This is a genomic window from Flavobacterium araucananum, from assembly GCF_002222055.1.
Classification (GTDB): domain Bacteria; phylum Bacteroidota; class Bacteroidia; order Flavobacteriales; family Flavobacteriaceae; genus Flavobacterium; species Flavobacterium araucananum.
In genome coordinates this window covers 1-17,471 of record NZ_MUGS01000074.1, presented here as the reverse complement: position 1 = coordinate 17,471, position 17,471 = coordinate 1, and the positions used below count along the sequence as shown (strand labels likewise).

The 17,471-nt window shown below is 33.9% G+C and carries 17 protein-coding genes; 12 read left to right on the top strand and 5 right to left on the bottom strand.

Going from position 1 to position 17,471, the window contains the following annotated elements:
• Positions 1-662: 662 nt before the first annotated feature.
• Entirely contained in the window at positions 663-1,829 is a 1,167-nt protein-coding gene (locus tag B0A64_RS23335; RefSeq protein ID WP_089481867.1) for an MFS transporter, read from the bottom strand.
• Between the two features lie 101 nt (positions 1,830-1,930).
• On the opposite strand from B0A64_RS23335, the gene B0A64_RS23330 reads away from it, so the two are divergent.
• From B0A64_RS23330 to B0A64_RS23315, 4 genes are all read left to right on the top strand, one after another.
• A complete protein-coding gene (locus tag B0A64_RS23330) occupies positions 1,931-2,764 on the top strand; it encodes an AraC family transcriptional regulator (protein ID WP_089481866.1) in 834 nt (277 codons plus the stop codon).
• Between the two features lie 265 nt (positions 2,765-3,029).
• Positions 3,030-3,416 (top strand): hypothetical protein, encoded by a 387-nt coding sequence (locus tag B0A64_RS23325; protein ID WP_244285479.1) that lies wholly within the window; start codon positions 3,030-3,032, stop codon positions 3,414-3,416.
• 179 nt (positions 3,417-3,595) lie between these two features.
• Positions 3,596-4,126, top strand: a complete 531-nt coding sequence (locus B0A64_RS23320; RefSeq protein WP_089481864.1) for a DUF3347 domain-containing protein — start codon at positions 3,596-3,598, stop codon at positions 4,124-4,126.
• 2 nt (positions 4,127-4,128) lie between these two features.
• On the top strand, positions 4,129-4,689 hold the full coding sequence (locus B0A64_RS23315; protein ID WP_089481863.1) for a helix-turn-helix domain-containing protein: 561 nt from the start codon (positions 4,129-4,131) through the stop codon (positions 4,687-4,689).
• A gap of 46 nt (positions 4,690-4,735) precedes the next feature.
• Here B0A64_RS23315 and B0A64_RS23310 read toward each other — a convergent pair whose 3' ends face one another.
• Complete coding sequence (locus tag B0A64_RS23310; RefSeq protein ID WP_089481862.1) at positions 4,736-5,017, bottom strand: Txe/YoeB family addiction module toxin; 282 nt, start codon at positions 5,015-5,017, stop codon at positions 4,736-4,738.
• Positions 4,993-5,223, bottom strand: a complete 231-nt coding sequence (locus tag B0A64_RS23305; RefSeq protein ID WP_089481861.1) for a DUF2683 family protein — start codon at positions 5,221-5,223, stop codon at positions 4,993-4,995. Before B0A64_RS23305 ends, B0A64_RS23310 begins: the two co-directional genes overlap by 25 nt.
• 479 nt (positions 5,224-5,702) lie before the next feature.
• Here B0A64_RS23305 and B0A64_RS23300 point away from each other — a divergent pair, with 479 nt between their 5' ends.
• The 3 genes from B0A64_RS23300 to B0A64_RS25310 all read left to right on the top strand — a co-directional run bounded on the left by B0A64_RS23300 (position 5,703) and on the right by B0A64_RS25310 (position 10,907).
• Entirely contained in the window at positions 5,703-8,138 is a 2,436-nt protein-coding gene (locus B0A64_RS23300) for a heavy metal translocating P-type ATPase (RefSeq protein WP_089481860.1), read from the top strand.
• Between the two features lie 224 nt (positions 8,139-8,362).
• On the top strand, positions 8,363-10,615 hold the full coding sequence (locus B0A64_RS23295) for a multicopper oxidase family protein (RefSeq protein ID WP_089481859.1): 2,253 nt from the start codon (positions 8,363-8,365) through the stop codon (positions 10,613-10,615).
• A 133-nt stretch (positions 10,616-10,748) separates the two neighbouring features.
• Positions 10,749-10,907, top strand: a complete 159-nt coding sequence (locus B0A64_RS25310) for a hypothetical protein (protein WP_165769868.1) — start codon at positions 10,749-10,751, stop codon at positions 10,905-10,907.
• Between the two features lie 215 nt (positions 10,908-11,122).
• On the opposite strand, the gene B0A64_RS23290 is transcribed toward B0A64_RS25310, so the two are convergent.
• A complete protein-coding gene (locus tag B0A64_RS23290; protein WP_089481858.1) occupies positions 11,123-11,575 on the bottom strand; it encodes a DUF4442 domain-containing protein in 453 nt (150 codons plus the stop codon).
• Positions 11,576-11,806: 231 nt separating this feature from the next.
• On the opposite strand from B0A64_RS23290, the gene B0A64_RS23285 reads away from it, so the two are divergent.
• The 5 genes from B0A64_RS23285 (at position 11,807) to B0A64_RS23265 (ending at position 16,220) form a co-directional block, all read left to right on the top strand.
• Positions 11,807-12,286, top strand: coding sequence for a DUF4870 domain-containing protein (locus B0A64_RS23285; RefSeq protein WP_089481857.1), 480 nt, complete (start codon positions 11,807-11,809; stop codon positions 12,284-12,286).
• A gap of 162 nt (positions 12,287-12,448) precedes the next feature.
• On the top strand, positions 12,449-12,781 hold the full coding sequence (locus B0A64_RS23280; protein WP_089481856.1) for a PadR family transcriptional regulator: 333 nt from the start codon (positions 12,449-12,451) through the stop codon (positions 12,779-12,781).
• A gap of 3 nt (positions 12,782-12,784) precedes the next feature.
• Positions 12,785-14,530, top strand: a complete 1,746-nt coding sequence (locus tag B0A64_RS23275) for a PspC domain-containing protein (RefSeq protein ID WP_089481855.1) — start codon at positions 12,785-12,787, stop codon at positions 14,528-14,530.
• Between the two features lie 3 nt (positions 14,531-14,533).
• Positions 14,534-15,265: a head GIN domain-containing protein gene (locus B0A64_RS23270; protein ID WP_089481854.1), complete on the top strand. Its 732-nt coding sequence runs from the start codon at positions 14,534-14,536 to the stop codon at positions 15,263-15,265.
• Positions 15,266-15,350: 85 nt separating this feature from the next.
• Positions 15,351-16,220 carry a GIN domain-containing protein gene (locus B0A64_RS23265; RefSeq protein ID WP_089481853.1) on the top strand — a complete coding sequence of 290 codons (870 nt, stop codon included), beginning with the start codon at positions 15,351-15,353 and terminating at the stop codon, positions 16,218-16,220.
• Positions 16,221-16,351: 131 nt separating this feature from the next.
• Here the strand turns inward: B0A64_RS23265 and trxB are convergent, their stop codons facing one another.
• Complete coding sequence (gene trxB / locus B0A64_RS23260) at positions 16,352-17,299, bottom strand: thioredoxin-disulfide reductase (RefSeq protein WP_089481852.1); 948 nt, start codon at positions 17,297-17,299, stop codon at positions 16,352-16,354.
• Positions 17,300-17,471 lie beyond the last annotated feature (172 nt).

The window sequence follows — 17,471 nt, the reverse complement described above, 5'->3', positions numbered from 1 at the left end:
CAATAAGAAAACAACTGCAAAGCAACAATTTGCTCCTTTGTTAAATAAATCTTTAAAATTCATGGTTGATTGTTTAAGTTATTAATTAGTTTTTTTGTTTTAAGGTATTTTTTGTGGTTATTTTTAAAGTTCGCCTTTCGACTCTTTTATTATAGCTGTAGCTTCTTTTTCTCAGTAATAGCTTACTTTTATACTTATTTACAACTACTATTAATGCGTAATTTTTTTGCAATAAAAAAAGTTGTAATCGATTACACAAACATAGATATTTTTTTTAGATAAAAAATTAAAATTCATAAAAATTTCCTAAAATAAATTATATATCAAAAATAAAGTGACTTATTTATATGACATGTGTAATTTATATCCCTAATAAATATTAAATATATTATTAGTAATTATAGATTTGTGCTGTTTTATTCTAAAAAAATAATCGATTACACGAGAAAAAATTATAAATATATTAGGGACTTGAATTATAGCCTTTAAGGAAAACGAAATAAAAATCCTAAAACGGAACAATTATTAAAGAGCATTTTTTTTGTAATTATTTTCTTAAAGAGAATTTACAAAATACAAAATGAGTTCGTATACAGGCACAAAAAAAGTCCTTAAACAAAATTATTTAAGGACTCTATTTTTCGAAGAGAAGATTTTACATTTTAAGCACGTTGCAGTTGCAGATTGCTTTTATGTTTTTGCATCAGTATAAAAGTAATAATCATACCAATTACAGCCATTGCTACACCAATAAGATTTGGTGAGGCATAACTATATCCGGCTGTCAGAGGCAAACCTCCCAAAAAGGCACCCAAAGCATTACCAATATTAAAACTTCCCTGAAGTGCCGCAGATGCAATCATCTCAGCATCTTTGGCCGTTCTGATCATCAACATTTGAATTGGTGCTATAACCGAAAAAGAAATTGCTCCGGTTAAAAACGTCAGCAGTAACGACATATATTGATTAGCAGAGAACAGGTAAACCAGGATCAAATCGATAGACATTACAAACAATAATGCCAATACGGTAGGTGCAGGCGAATATTTATCTGCCAATTTACCCCCTAAAAAATTTCCAACAACCATACCAAGCCCCGCCAAAATCAGGATGTATGAAACATTATCTTCAGAAAATTTAGAAACATTTGTCAATAATGGCGCGATATAACTAATCCAGGCAAACAATCCCCCAAATCCCACGGCAGTAATTCCGATAATCAACCAGGCTTCTGTCTTTTTAAAGAACTGAAGTTGTGTTTTCATGTTTACGTTGCCACTTTTCTCGAGATTTGGCATCCACAAAGAAATAAACAAAAAGGTAAGCATCCCTACAATAGCAATTAATACAAAAGTATATCTCCATATAAAATGGTGACCTATATAAGTACCAATTGGTACACCTATTAAATTAGCCAGGGTTAAACCCGAAAACATAATAGCAATTGCTTGCGCTTCTTTGCCTTTGTCAGCCAAACGACTTGCGACTACAGCTCCAACTCCAAAAAAGGCTCCGTGTGGTAAACCGGAAAGAAATCTCGAAGCGAATAAAAAATTATAAGTAGGTGCAATAATCGAAAGCGCATTAAAAACGGTTAACATCAATGCTAATATCAGAAGCATTTTTTTGGGAGCAAAATTTCTGCCCAGAATAACTAATAAAGGTGCTCCTATGACAACACCAAGCGCATAAGCCGAAATTAAATATCCCGCAACAGGAATCGAAACGTTCATATCTGAGGCAATATCCGGCAACAAACCCATCATAACAAACTCGGTAATACCGATTGTTAAACCTCCTAATGAGAGTGCAATAAGACTTTTTTTCATTTGTTTTACAAGAAAGGAATAGATTTTCTATGGTGCAAATTTAACACTGTTCCCTTTAAAATAAGTTGTACATTTGCGATATAAACTTGTAAATTTATGTTATGCCAAAATTTAATCAGTTTGAAAAACTTATCATTCATGAATTCGAAGATGACGTTTTTCCGCATGTTCCGCACACGCATACCTATTATGAAATTATCTATATCAAAAAAGGAAGCGGAATTCATCATTTAAACAACAACCTGCTTCCCTACAAAACAGGCGATTTGTTTGTAATTTCTCCGGAAGATGAGCATTACTTTGACATTAAAAAAAGAACACGATTTGTTTATATCAAGTTTACAGATAATTATTTCGATTCAAACAAAAATCTTTTTTGCGATGATTTGCTTTTGAATACACCGGAAGATTTCATGCGCAACAAATTGCTTAAGGAAATAGTTTTAAAATTAGACGATCCCTGTAAAACTATCTTAAAAAATACGGTAGAAAACATCACGGCGTATAATTGCAAATCTGATGTTTCGACATCACCTATCGTTTTTTACCAGATTCTTTCGATTTTTGGTCTGATAAAAGAAACGATTCGATGCATGAATTTGCAAATGAAATTGACTCATATAGACAGCGAACAAATTTCGACTTACATTCATCATAATATTTATCAGCCAAAATTGGTTCAGGTAAAAGTCATTGCCAATCATTTTAATATTGCCGAAACTTATTTTAGTGCTTACTTCAAGCGAACATTCTCTATTAGTTATCGGGATTATATTCATAATCTTAGAACTACTTTGATCGAAAACCGAATTTACAACAACCAATTACCAATTAAACAAATCGCTTACGAATTTGGTTTTACAGACGAAAGCCATTTGTCTAATTATTTTAAAAAGCGAAAAAACATGAATCCAACCGATTTTAAGAAAACATAAAATTTGAAATTCGATGTGCCTAATTAATTTTAACACTAGTAACATAGATTTATGGGCTTAAAAAAAGCGTTTCACTTATTAGAAATACACAGAGTTAAGCTATGAGAAAGAAATGTTTTTCTCTTTTAATCTTCTTTTTCACATACAGAATCTATTTTACCATGTGCTTAAATAAAATTTTTACCCAATACTTTATTCGAAATCTTAAATAAATAGTAGCTATTAAAAAAAATATCTAAATTTGTATTTTTAAAAACCATTTCCATTGGCAAAAAAAATTCACATATTATTTTCCTTTTTAACTCTTGGCTTCTTCCTGATGTCCAGTTCAGGTTATGCCTGTGGAAAATCTTCTGAAAAAATGTCTTGCGAAAAAAAGGTAACTTCTAACAAAGAAACGGCTGATTCCTGCCAAAAAGAGTGTTGCGAAAAAAAACAGGAATCTAAAAAAGATCCGCACGGTTGTAACGGAAAATGTGATCATTCGAGTTGTACCCCAACAGCTTTACAATTTAGTATGATTGCTGTAAACGAATTCGAATTCAATAGTAATTTATTCAATTTCTCTTTCGAGAAAACTACTCCATATTATAGAAACAGCAGTATTTCTGCAGGTTTTACTTCGATCTGGTCACCTCCAAAAATAAAATAACGGTATTTCTGACAGCCATAATTATTTTTAAGCCACAAAGGTTCTAAGATACTAAGATTCTAAGCCAAAAAATTAAACTTTGCGTCTCTGCGACTTTGCGGGATTAAAACATCATATAAAAAAAATAAATTATTTAACTTAGAGGATAAATTCACATTCTCTATTAAAATCTTATAAAAATGAAAAATACAATAGCAACTATAGCAGCAGTAATTACAATATTATTTACTGCAAACACCATTCAGGCAAATACAAATCAAACCGTAACGACTACAACAGAAATTGCTGATTCTAGTCAGTTACAATCTGTTTACGATGCTTACTTTACAGTAAAAGATGCTTTGATAAAAAGTGATGCGAAGTTAACTTCGGCAAAAGCACAAGATTTATTAACCGCCATTACTGCTGTAAAAATGGACAAACTAAAAAGTACTGAACATACGGCCTGGATGAAAGTGGTAAAAAAATTAACAGCAGATGCTAAAAGCATTTCGGCTACTTCTGATCTTAAAAAGCAACGTGAAACTTTTAAATCTTTGACTAAAAGCACCTATGATTTAGTTAAAGTGTCGAAATCTACCGAAGTGGTTTACAAACAATATTGCCCAATGGCAGATGCTGACTGGTTGAGCAAAGAAAAAGCAGTTAAAAATCCGTATTACGGTTCTTCGATGTTAACTTGCGGAAACGTGGTAGAAACCATTAAATAAAAATGACGCTCTACATCAAAAACATGGTGTGTGGTCGCTGTAAGATGGTTGTGAAGTCTGAGTTTGAAAAACTCGGACTTCATACTATTTCTGTTGAATTGGGTGAGGTCGAACTACAAAATGATATCACTGATTCTCAAAAAGAAATTTTACTAAAAAACCTGCAAGTCTTAGGATTTGATTTTATTGATGATAAAAAAAGTAAGACTATCGAGAAAATCAAAAATCTTATAGTCGATTTGGTTCATCATAAAAATAGTGAACTCAAAATCAATTTGTCTGAATACCTGGTCGAGAACCTCAACCAGGATTATAGTACACTCAGTAATCTATTCTCAGAAATTGAAAACACTACCATAGAAAAATACTTTATCAGCCAAAAAATAGAAAAGGTAAAAGAGTTATTGATTTACAACGAACTCTCGTTAAGCGAAATTGCTGATATTTTAAACTATAGCAACGTAGCACATTTGAGCAATCAGTTTAAAAAAATTACGGGTTTCACCCCTACTTATTTCAAACAATTGAAGGATAAGAAACGCATTCAGATTGAGAATTTGTAAACGTTAATTTCTAAAATAAAAAAACGTGCTATATCTGGCACGTTTTTTATTTATCTGAATAATGTCCCATTGCAGAGATCACCACAACAGTTACAATTTCTTCCTCGACACTATATATAATTCTGTCTTTTTTATTTATTTCTCTTGACCAAAATCCTGAAAATTGATGCTTTAATGCCTCAGGTTTCCCAACTCCTTCAAATGGATTTTCAGCTAATTCCTCTAAGATTTTTGCAATCTTTTTAATACTTGCCTGATTTCCTGACTTTAAATGCTTTGTAATTTCGATCTTCGCTTCTGGAATTATTTCAACCCTAAACTTCCCCATATATCATTAGGATCAACTATTATACTTTTAGATTTTCCACTTTTATAATCAGCATATCTTTTCTCTATCATAGCAACAAATTCAGGATTGTAAGGACTTTCTTCTTCCTCTATTTTTACACCTTTATTAGTAACAGCTAACAACTTTGCCAGTTCAAGTAATGTTTTACCTGCTTTTGTTCGCTCGTTTATAGTTATAGTTGTCATGATCTTATTTTTTTTATTGTTACAAAGATACAAAAATCATGCTATTTTCTTGTGATCCAATTCTGTAACTAAAAATATCATTACTTTTATATAACATTAAAAATCAAACCCCATTTTTATTTAAAGATTGAGAATTTGTAATATTTTTTTTAATCAAAAAGAACACAAAGATGATAAACATAGCCAATGGTTTCAACCATTGGAACGCAACGAATTAATTCCAATATGCATCCCCAAGGTTGAAACCATTGGCTATGTTTTTTCGCAAAGTTATTTCAGACAAAGCTTTGCTCCCGATAGCTATCGGGATTGCGTTTTTATAAAATCCAGCATATACAAAAAACTTTGCTCCCGATAGCTATCGGGATTACGGTTAATTCCCCTTTCGTAAATCTTGCAAATCATTCTCATAATTATACAAACCGAAGTAAACGTTAGTTCGGACATTTGCATTGTAATACTTAAAAAAGATAAAAACAATGACTCATCACTATATAATTTCAGGAATGTCGTGCGATGGCTGTCGTAAAAAAGTCGAAAAAACTTTGAATACGATCGAAGGAGTTCAAGCCGAAGTAACCTTAAACCCACCTTTGGCTACCATCGTAATGTTGAAACATGTGGCAACTGAAAAATTTCAGGAAGTTTTAGCCCAAGCCGGAAAGTATACTATTGAGATGACTTCAGCTAAAGATACTCCGGAAACTCCCCTTAAATCCTGCTGTTCCAGTCAAAAAAAAGAAAATCATACCGGATATGAACATAAAAAAACAAGTATAGCCCACAATCATAATACAACAGGCATTTTTTATTGTCCTATGCATTGCGAGGGCGACAAAACATACAACAAACCAGGCGATTGCCCCATTTGCGGAATGGATTTGGTTGCGATGCAGACATCTGAATCTGAAGAAAATAAAACGTATACTGACTTATTAAAAAAAATGAAGATTGCGATTTTATTTACGCTTCCAATCTTTATTATTTCAATGTCTGAAATGATTCCCAATAATCCGCTATACAGAATAATGTCTATAGAAAACTGGAACTGGGTCCAATTCCTATTTTCTATCCCGGTACTTTTTTATGCAGGCTGGATGTTTTTTGTCCGTGCCTACAAATCGATTATCACCTGGAACTTAAACATGTTTACTCTTATTGGGATCGGAACCAGCGTTGCATTCTTTTTTAGTATAGCCGGAATGTTCTTTCCTGATATTTTTCCATCCGAGTTTAAATCACATCACGGTACCATCCATCTTTATTTTGAAGCTGCAACCGTTATTATAACATTGGTTTTATTAGGGCAATTATTAGAAGCCAAAGCCCACGGCCAAACAAATGGAGCCATAAAAGCATTATTAAAACTAGCTCCAACCGAAGCGACTTTGGTAGAAAACGGAACTGATAAAGTAATTTCGATTGATACTATTAAAAAAGGAGATTTACTTCGTGTAAAACCGGGAGAAAAAATTCCGGTTGACGGAAAAATTACCATCGGCGAAAGCAGTATTGATGAAGCTATGATTACGGGAGAGCCAATTCCGGTTGATAAAAAAGTGGACGATTCTGTAATTGCGGGAACTATAAACGGAACCAAATCATTTGTAATGCTTGCCGAAAAAGTAGGTTCAGAAACTTTGCTTTCGCAAATCATACAAATGGTCAATGATGCAAGTCGTTCGAGAGCGCCAATCCAGAAATTAGCAGATCGTGTCGCCAAATATTTTGTACCAACGGTTGTCATTATTGCTGTTGCTACCTTTTTTATCTGGGCAAAATTTGGTCCGGAACCCGCTTATATTTACGGATTAATTAATGCTATTGCCGTGTTAATTATCGCTTGCCCTTGTGCTTTAGGATTGGCAACTCCAATGTCGGTTATGGTTGGTGTGGGTAAAGGAGCGCAATTCGGGATTCTGATAAAAAATGCCGAAGCTCTGGAAAACATGAGCAAAATAGATGTTTTGATCACGGATAAAACCGGAACTATTACGGAAGGAAAACCTTCGGTCGAAAAAATCTACGCCGTTAATAATAATGAAGATGTTTTACTGCAAAACATTGCTTCGCTAAACCAGCATAGCGAGCATCCTTTGGCACAAGCTGTGGTGAATTTTGCTAAAGCTAAAAACCAAACGATTCTTGACGTTCCGGACTTTGAAGCCATTGCCGGAAAAGGAGTTATAGGAACTGTAAACAACTCAACAGTTGCTTTAGGAAATAAAAAACTAATGCTTCAGGTTGGTGCTTCGATCTCTGAGGATATCGAAAACAAGATTACTGCCGAACAAAATCTGGGCAAAACAGTTTCATATATCTCAGTCGATAATGTTGTTTTGGGTTATATATCGATAACTGATGCTATTAAGAAAAATAGTGCCAAAGCAATCAAAGATTTAATCGATCAGGGTGTCGAAGTAATCATGATGACGGGAGATAATAGCAATACTGCCAAAGCGGTTGCAAATCAATTGCATTTAAGTTCATTTAAAGCAGATTGTCTTCCTGAAGATAAACTCAAAGAGATTAAGCGTTTGCAAGCCGAAGGTAAAATTGTTGCCATGGCTGGTGACGGAATCAATGATGCTCCGGCTTTAGCACAGGCAAATATTGGAATCGCAATGGGAACCGGAACAGATGTTGCCATAGAAAGTGCTAAAATAACACTGGTAAAAGGGGACTTAAACGGAATTGTAAAAGCTAAAAAACTAAGTTATTCCGTTATGAAAAACATCAAACAAAATTTATTTTTTGCTTTTATATACAATATTTTAGGCGTGCCTGTTGCCGCAGGAATTTTATATCCTGTATTCGGCATTTTGTTATCGCCAATGCTCGCGGCTCTTGCAATGAGTTTGAGTTCGGTTTCGGTAATTGTTAATGCGTTACGTTTACGCAATCTAAACCTTTAAAAAATCAATATACCCATTGGGTGTAATGCATAAAAAAAATAATTAAACATATAGAAACATAGATTTTATGTTTACGAAAAAGTAAATCAAAAAGAAACTTGTTTCTCAAACATAGTCCCGATAGCTATCGGGATGTATTAATGCAAGTGAAACGCCTTTTTTAAGTTCAATAATTCTATGTTTCAATGTGTTAAAAATAATTACACCCAATGGGTTAAATCAATATGAAACTATATACTATTCTAATTTCCTTTTTAATCGCTTTTAGTGTCAATGCTCAAAAAGTTGTTCGCTATGATTTACATGTTCGGGATACGATTGTTAATTTTTCCGGAAAAGAAAAACGAGCTCTTACTGTTAACGGGCAAATCCCAATGCCTACTTTGACTTTTACCGAAGGTGATATTGCGGAAATTTATGTGCATAACGACTTAAAAAACGAAGATACAGCACTACACTGGCACGGATTATTTTTGCCAAATAAAGAAGATGGTGTTCCGTTTTTGACTCAAATGCCCATAAAACCCGGAACAACTCATAAATATAGTTTCCCAATTATTCAAAACGGAACCTATTGGTATCACAGCCATTCCGGATTGCAGGAACAAATTGGTTTGTACGGACTTTTTATCATCAACAAAAAGAAAGACGATACTACTTTTAGAAAAGGAATAGATGATTTGCCAACGATTCCGGTTATCTTAAGCGAATGGACAGATCTGAAACCGGAGAATGTACAACGAATGTTGCACAATGCCAACGATTGGTTTGCGATAAAAAAAGGAACTACTCAAAGTTATGCCGAAGCTATTAAACAAGGTCAGTTCTCGACAAAAGTTACCAACGAATGGAAACGTATGAATGCCATGGATGTAAGTGATGTATATTATGAGAAGTTTTTGATTAATGGAAAAAATGAAGATCAGCTTAAACAATTTAAAGCGGGCGATAAAGTCAGATTGCGAATTGCAAACGGAGGCGCTTCGAGTTATTTCTGGCTGACTTATGGCGGCGGAAAAATTACGGTTGTTGCCAGCGACGGCAACGATGTTGAACCTGTAGAAGTGGATCGATTGATTATTGCGGTTTCTGAAACTTATGATATTGTCGTGACGATTCCTGAAGATCATAAATCCTTTGCTTTTTTGGCTACAGCCGAAGACAGAACCGGATCAGCAACATTATTTTTAGGCGAAGGAACGAAACAGCCTGTCAAACATCTTCCGAAATTAAAATATTTTGAAGGCATGAAAATGATGAACGATATGATGAAGATGAACGGTGAAATGAATGATATGGGTATGAAAATGTCTCTGAATAAAATGGACATGAATGCGGTGATGTATCCTGAAATTTCCGGCGAAGACGAAGCTGCAAAAACCGAAGATCATTCGATGCATACTATGGAAGGCATGAAAATGGATGATATGAAAATGTCGAGCGATTCTACTGAAACTGCCGAAATTACAACTTTGAATTACGGAATGCTGAAATCTCCAACCGTAACAACATTGCCAAAAGACGCTCCGGTAAAAGAATTACGCTTTGAATTGTCCGGAAATATGAACCGTTATGTTTGGAGTTTAGATAACAAGGTGATTTCTGAAACGGATAAAATCTTAATCAAAAAAGGAGAAAACGTTCGTATCACATTATACAATGGTTCGATGATGCGCCACCCAATGCATTTGCATGGACACGATTTCAGGATTATTAATGAACATGGCGAGTATTCTCCGCTAAAAAATGTGATTGATATTATGCCAATGGAAACTGATACGATCGAATTTCAGGCAAATGCTGATGGCGATTGGTTTTTTCACTGCCACATCTTATATCACATGATGGCGGGAATGGGACGTATTTTTAGTTATGAAAATTCAGCACCAAATCCGTTGATTCATGATCCTAAAATGGCTTACAAAATGCTAAAAATGGACGATCGAATGTTTCATTTTATGGGCGAAAATGATTTTGCCTCAAACGGAAATGACGGAGAAGCAATGTTAGGCAGCACACGTTGGAGCATAGGAACAGAATGGAGATTGGGGTATAACAAGGAACACGGTTATGAAACCGAAACTCATATCGGTCGGTATATTGGCAAAATGCAATGGTTTATGCCTTTTATAGGTTTCGATTGGCGCTATAGAAGAATGGGTATGGACGAACAGGAACAAAATATGTTTGGTCAAAAGAATACCAAAGACAATCGCTCGGTTTTTAGTGCAGGTATGGAATATACTTTGCCAATGCTCATAAAAGCGCAAGTTGAGGTTTATACGGATGGAAATGTAAGGGTACAATTTGAACGAAAAGATATTCCGCTTTCCAGGCGTTTGCGAATGAATTTAATGTGGAATACAGATAAGGAATATATGGCAGGTTTAAAATATATTGTTGCCAGAAACTTTGGGATTACAACGCATTATGATAGTGATATGGGAATTGGTTTTGGATTAAATCTGAATTATTAACCCTAAAATTTAATAGTAGTTTGATCTGTATTAACGTATCGTTGACAATTTGAGAAACTAAAACCTATTATATTTGAACTAACATCTTCAATCAAAAAAAAGAATAATACCTAACAATTAAATTATACTAAAAATGAAGAAATTATTTACCGTTTTAGCAATCGCTTTATTTACAATTGGTGCACAAGCACAAGACACAAAACCAACTCCTAAAAAAGAAAAAGCTAAAAAAGAATCGTGCTGTAAAAAAACAGACGACAAAAAAGACAAAAAATGTTGCGCTAAAAAATAAGCAAAACATGTTTTAAAAGTAAAATGCCTCAAATATTTGAGGCATTTTTTTATTTTTTTTTTGCCACGAATTTCACGAATTTCCGCGAATTATTTTTTTCGCAAAATGTAATAAGCATTTTGAATTTGTGCTAATTCGTGAAATTCGTGGCGAAAAATTTGCATTTATTCTTCGTTCAAAAATCCTTTTAATCTGTAAAATCTGTGGCTAAAAAACTATTTAATTCTTACGCTCCATTCAAAATCCATTTCTGAGACCTGAATACCTTTTTCATCGGTTCCTATAGATTTCATCCAGAAAGTTTGCCCCTCGCCTGTTTCGATGGTTTTTTTTATCGCATCGGCAATTAAATGTCCGTCGTTGCAAACAAATGTGATACGTCCTGTCGCTTTTTTGGTAAAGTTTCCTTTATTGTTTGCGACCAGCATTGAGATTTTTTTTCCGCTTTGTTGAATTTGCGAGATAACCAATGCTCCCGTTGTTAACTCCGCAGCCATTGCCTGAACTGCAAAATACATCGAGTTAAAAGGATTCTGATTGATCCACCTGTGTTTTACGCTTACAACACATCTATCATCGTCGATTGCCTTTACACGTACACCACAAATGTATGCCGATGGTAATTTGAATAACACAAATTTGTTGAGTTTGGAAACTGATATTGCCATGTGATTTATTTTTTTATGTAAAAATACAAAAAAACTATGCACGCACAATAAACTGCAATTACTTTCCTAAAATGTGAACAAAACCAATACTTCCGAATGATTTTCAGCTAATTATAGATTGAATTTAAATTTTAACTTTGTTAAAATTTTGTTAATATTTGGTACTATGCAAAACAAGATACTGTCTTTTAGACATATATTTGCATAAGAAAATACTATATACTTTTAATCATGGAAACAACAACACCACTAATCATGGAAACAACCACAGAAAAGAACATTGCAACGTTCACACATTTAAGTACATTAAGCCAGTACATTATTCCGTTTGGGAATTACATTTTCCCGATATTAATCTGGACGAGTTACAAAGACAAATCAGAATTTGTAAATCACCACGGAAAGCAAACATTAAATTTTCAATTAAGTCTTTTGCTTTACACTTTAGTTTTAGCTTTAATTGCAATTCCGATTTTTGCATTTGTACTCTTAAAAAACCTTCCAATCAATACCATTTTTAACGATGAGGATTTCATCATCAGAAATCTAAACATCGACGGAAATATTGGAATATTAAGTATTGGAGCGACGGCAGTTTTACTTTTTGGATTATTAAAATTTGTTGAATTCTTTTTAGTGATTTATGCTTCGATAAAAGCTTCAAACGGAGAATTATATAAATATCCTTTGACAATCAATTTTATAAAGTAATAAAAAAGGGGCTTCGACTTCGCTCAGCCTGACATAAAAAAATTAAAAGTTATAGTCGAAACTTTACAGGCAATCAACAGGAATTGTTTCGAAATCAATCATCAATCAATCATCATCAATCAAAAAACGAATTGTTCAATCTAAAAAAAACAAAATGAAATTATGAACATTGAAAACACAAAAGCACAGATGCGCAAAGGTGTTCTTGAGTTTTGCATCTTATCCGTACTAAAAGAAAAAGACGCATACACATCAGAAATATTAGACACTTTAAAAAACGCAAAATTACTAGTTGTTGAGGGAACAGTTTATCCACTTTTGACTAGGCTTAAAAACGACGGTTTGCTTAATTATCGATGGGAAGAATCGACTTCAGGACCACCACGAAAATATTATGGATTAACCGAAATAGGACAAACATTTTTAACCGAACTTAGCGGAACCTGGACAGAATTGTCTGACGCCGTAAATCTAATCACCAATCAAAATCAATAAGTCATGAACAAAACAGTAAATATTAACTTAGGCGGTATGTTTTTTCACATCGATGAAGATGCATATTTAAAATTGACACGCTATTTTGACGCAATAAAACGATCATTAAACAACTCATCTGGTCAGGATGAAATTATTAAAGACATCGAAATGCGTGTTTCTGAATTATTAACAGAAAAACAAAAAAGCGAGAAACATGTTGTAGGCTTGAAAGATGTTGATGAAGTGATTACAGTTATGGGGCAACCTGAAGACTATATCATCGAAGATGAAGAAAAACCAAACAATAAGTCTTTTGACTATAGTAACAGAAAGCATAAAAAATTATACCGCGACAAAGAAAAAGGTATGATTGGTGGTGTTGCAACAGGTTTAGGACACTATTTTGGGATTGACGCTGTTTGGATAAAAATTATATTCCTGGTATTTGTTTTTGCAGGTTTTGGAACTGGAATTTTAGCTTATTTTGTTCTTTGGGTTGTAACTCCGGAAGCCGTTACAACCTCTGAAAAACTTGAAATGACAGGGGAACCGGTTACGATTTCGAATATTGAGAAAAAAGTTCGTGAAGAAATCGAATCATTGTCTGATAAATTTAAAAATGCAGATTATGATGCAATGGGAAACCAGGTAAAGTCGGGAGCTGAGAGAATAAGTAGTTCATTTGGAGACTTTATCATGACGGTTTTTAAAATCTTCGCTAAGTTTTTAGGCGTAATCTTAATAATGTCAGGCCTTAGCGTTTTGATCATGTTATTGATTGGGGTTTTTACTTTAGGGACTAATGTTTTTGTTGATTTTCCCTGGCAAAACTTTGTAGAAGCAGGAAACTTTACAGATTATCCTATCTGGTCTTTTGGACTTTTAATGTTCTTTGCTGTTGGAATTCCGTTTTTCTTTTTGACACTTTTAGGTTTCAAATTGTTATCTCCAAACTTAAAATCGATCGGGAATATTACTAAATATACTTTGTTAGCCATTTGGATTATTGCGGTTGCCATTGTTATTAGCATCGGAATTAAACAAGCCACTGAGATTTCTTACGACAATAAAACAGTAGAGAAAAAAGCGCTTAACATTAGTGCAAAAGATACGTTGTTCGTAAAATTCAGATACAACGATTATTATGCAAAAGATTTGAACCATTACAGAGAATTTGAGTTTGTACAGGATTCAGCAAACAATCAATTATTGTATTCTAATGACGTTCGTTTACATGTATTACGTACAGATGAAGCTGCTCCTTTTATTCAGATCGAAAAAAGTGCAAGAGGAAATTCATTTATATCTGCTAAACAAAGAGCTGAAAAAATTAATTACAAATTTGAAATTAAAGGAACCCATTTAATCCTGGATAATTATTTTCTTACAGATGTAAAAAACAAATTCAGAGGTCAGGAAGTTGATGTATATTTGTACTTGCCTCAAGGACAATTGTTCAAACCGGATGCATCTGTCCAGGATTATGATGATTCTGATAATGATTTTTTCAATTTACACTTTAGTGGTAATTACAACTACAAAGTAGAAGGTTCGAAAATAAAATGTTTGAATTGCCCATCTGACGAAAATGATTACATGAATGACAATGACTATGTAAATGATAATACAGGTGACGAAGGTGATACCGACAACGATACCATAAATGAAGTTTCGGTTAAAATTAATGGGAAAGAAGTTTTAAACGGAAAAAAAACCAACGGAAGACTAACCACTGATAAAAACGGAGTTATAATCAAAATTAACTAAGCCATGATAAAAATAATCATTCATATTACAAAATTCATTGTTGCAACTATTACCGCATTATTATTTGCTTCTTGTAACTTTAATGTCAATACAATTGAAGGAAGCGGAAATGTAACCACTGAAAAGAGAATTGTTGAGGGAGATTTTACAAAAATATCCGTAAGCAATGCGATCGAATTAGTTGTGGAGCAATCTGATACTACTGAAATTATTGTAGAAGCAGATGACAATATCCAGAAAGAAATTATTACAAAGGTCGAAAACGGAACTTTGATCATTAAATCCAGACACGGTACGTTTAGAGATACAAAGAGAAAAGTAACTGTAAAAACACCTAAAATTGACAAATTGGAAGCTTCAAGTGCTTCTACGGTATCAAGCAAAGGTCTTCTTCAGGGTGAAAATCTTGATCTGGAAACTTCAAGCGCTTCAACAATGGATCTTAATGTCGAAACCGAAAATATTAATATCGATTCAGGAAGCGGAAGTACGGTAAGCATAAAAGGAAAAGCATTGCGAATTAAAACATCGGCATCAAGCGGTTCCAGCATAAATGCACATCAATTACTGGCAAATGAAGTTCATGCAGATGCTTCTAGTGGCGGAAGTATAAATGTACATCCAATAGTAAGCTTAAAAGCTGAAGCAAGCAGCGGAGGAAGCATCAATTATGATATAGCGCCTAAAACAATCGAGAAAACTTCGAATTCAGGAGGAAGTATCAGCCAGGGGTAAACAATATTTATCTGTTAAATATAAAAAAATCATTCATCGAAAGTGGATGATTTTTTTATATTTGTGAAAACCAAATCTAGAATTAATGAAAAAGAATACCGCTCTACTCCTATTATTATTGGTTACAACATTTACTTTTGCCCAAAGAAGAGAAAAAATAAAAGGATCTAAAATCGTCACTACTTCTATAAAGGAAGTAGGAGAATTTGACGGAATTGAAGCCGATGATAATTTAGAAGTTTACTTAGAAAGAGGAGAAAAAAACGAAATAAAAATCGAAGCCGATGATAATTTACATGATATCATCAGTATGGATTTAAGAGAAAAAGTGCTTCGTTTATATACTTCGAAAGAAAGTACTATTTTCAAAAAACTAATTGTTCGCGTTACCTATACAAGTTCATTAAAAACTGTAATTGCTAAAAACGACGCTGTAATTTATGCAATTCAGGAGCTTCAGTTAGATAATATTACTTTTAATACTTTTGATTATTCGAAATTATACCTAAATGTAAATTCAAAAAAATTCAGCCTTTTTGCGGATGATAAATCAAGAACTGAATTGAATTTAAAATCTGAAGATGCCAATTTGCAATTGAGCAAAAATGCTTCGATAAAAACATTGGTTTCTGCAATAAAATTCAAATGTGATCTTTATCAAAAAGCAGTTGCAGCTATTGAAGGTATTGCCGAAAAAGCCACCATTCGTTTAGACAATAATTCGGTCTTTACAGGAACTAAATTCACACTAAAAGAAGCAAATATTACTACCGAAGGTTCTGCTTTAGCTACTCTTTTAGCCGAAACCAGCCTATCAATTGCAGCGGGAGACAAATCAGAAATTTCATTATTTGGTAATCCAAAAATAGAACTGACACGTTTTAGCGAAGAAGCAAAATTAATCAAGAAACCAAGTGCTGTAAAAGCAAAAGCAACAACAGCAACACCGCTATAAAAATAGTTTTCGCTCTCCTTTTTCAGCTATACCGGAATGAGATTCCTAAAACAAATAGTCCCATTCGCCGCGGCGAATGGGACTATTTATTTTACAAAAATTTAGTAGCTCTGAAAACGGAGACTGAATACTTATTCCTTAGACGCTAAATAACGCTCAGCATCAAGTGCCGCCATACATCCTGTACCAGCAGCAGTAATTGCCTGACGGTATACATGATCTGCAGCATCACCTGCTACAAAAACACCCGGTACATTTGTATTAGAGGTTCCTGGAGTATTAATGATATAACCTGTTTCGTCCAGCGTAATATAATCTGCAAAAATATCTGTATTTGGCTTGTGACCAATGGCTACGAAAAATCCGGTTGCAGGAATTTCAATTACCTGACCAGTCGTTTTGTTCAATGCTTTTATTGCATGTACAACCTGATTGTCTCCTACTACTTCAACAGTATCGTGGTTTAGTAAAATCTCGATATTTTCGGTTTTACGAACGCGCTCTTCCATAATTTTTGAAGCTCTGAATTTTTCGCTTCTTACCAACATCGTCACTTTTTTACAAAGTTTAGACAAGTAATGTGCTTCTTCGCAAGCAGAATCTCCTGCTCCAACAATAACCACTTCCTGGTTACGGTAGAAAAAACCATCACAAACGGCACAAGCAGAAACTCCGCCACCCATTTGCAAATAATGTTGTTCTGATGGTAATCCTAAATATTTAGCCGATGCTCCTGTAGAAATAATAACCGTTTCACAGTGCAATTCGATTGAATCATTAATCCAAACTTTATGAATATCTCCTGAAAAATCAACTTTTGTTGCCCAACCATCACGGATGTCAGCTCCAAAACGCTTCGCTTGTTCTTGTAACTGAATCATCATTTCAGGTCCTGTAACACCATCAACATATCCCGGAAAATTCTCTACTTCATTAGTCGTAGTCAACTGTCCACCAGGCTGCATTCCTTGATATAAAACCGGATTCATATTTGCTCTGGCAGCATAAATAGCCGCAGTATAACCCGCTGGTCCAGAACCAATAATTAGGCATTTAATTTTTTCGATTGTATCTGACATAATATGTATAGTTTTAAGTGCTGCAAATGTAAACTTTATTATAAAAATTTACCACCAAATCAAATCCTAAATAACTATGTCAAAATAAGTTTTATTTATTTTGAGATTTTTCTTTTATAAAAGGAATTTATTACTATATTCGCATCCGCTTACGGGGTGTAGCGTAGCCCGG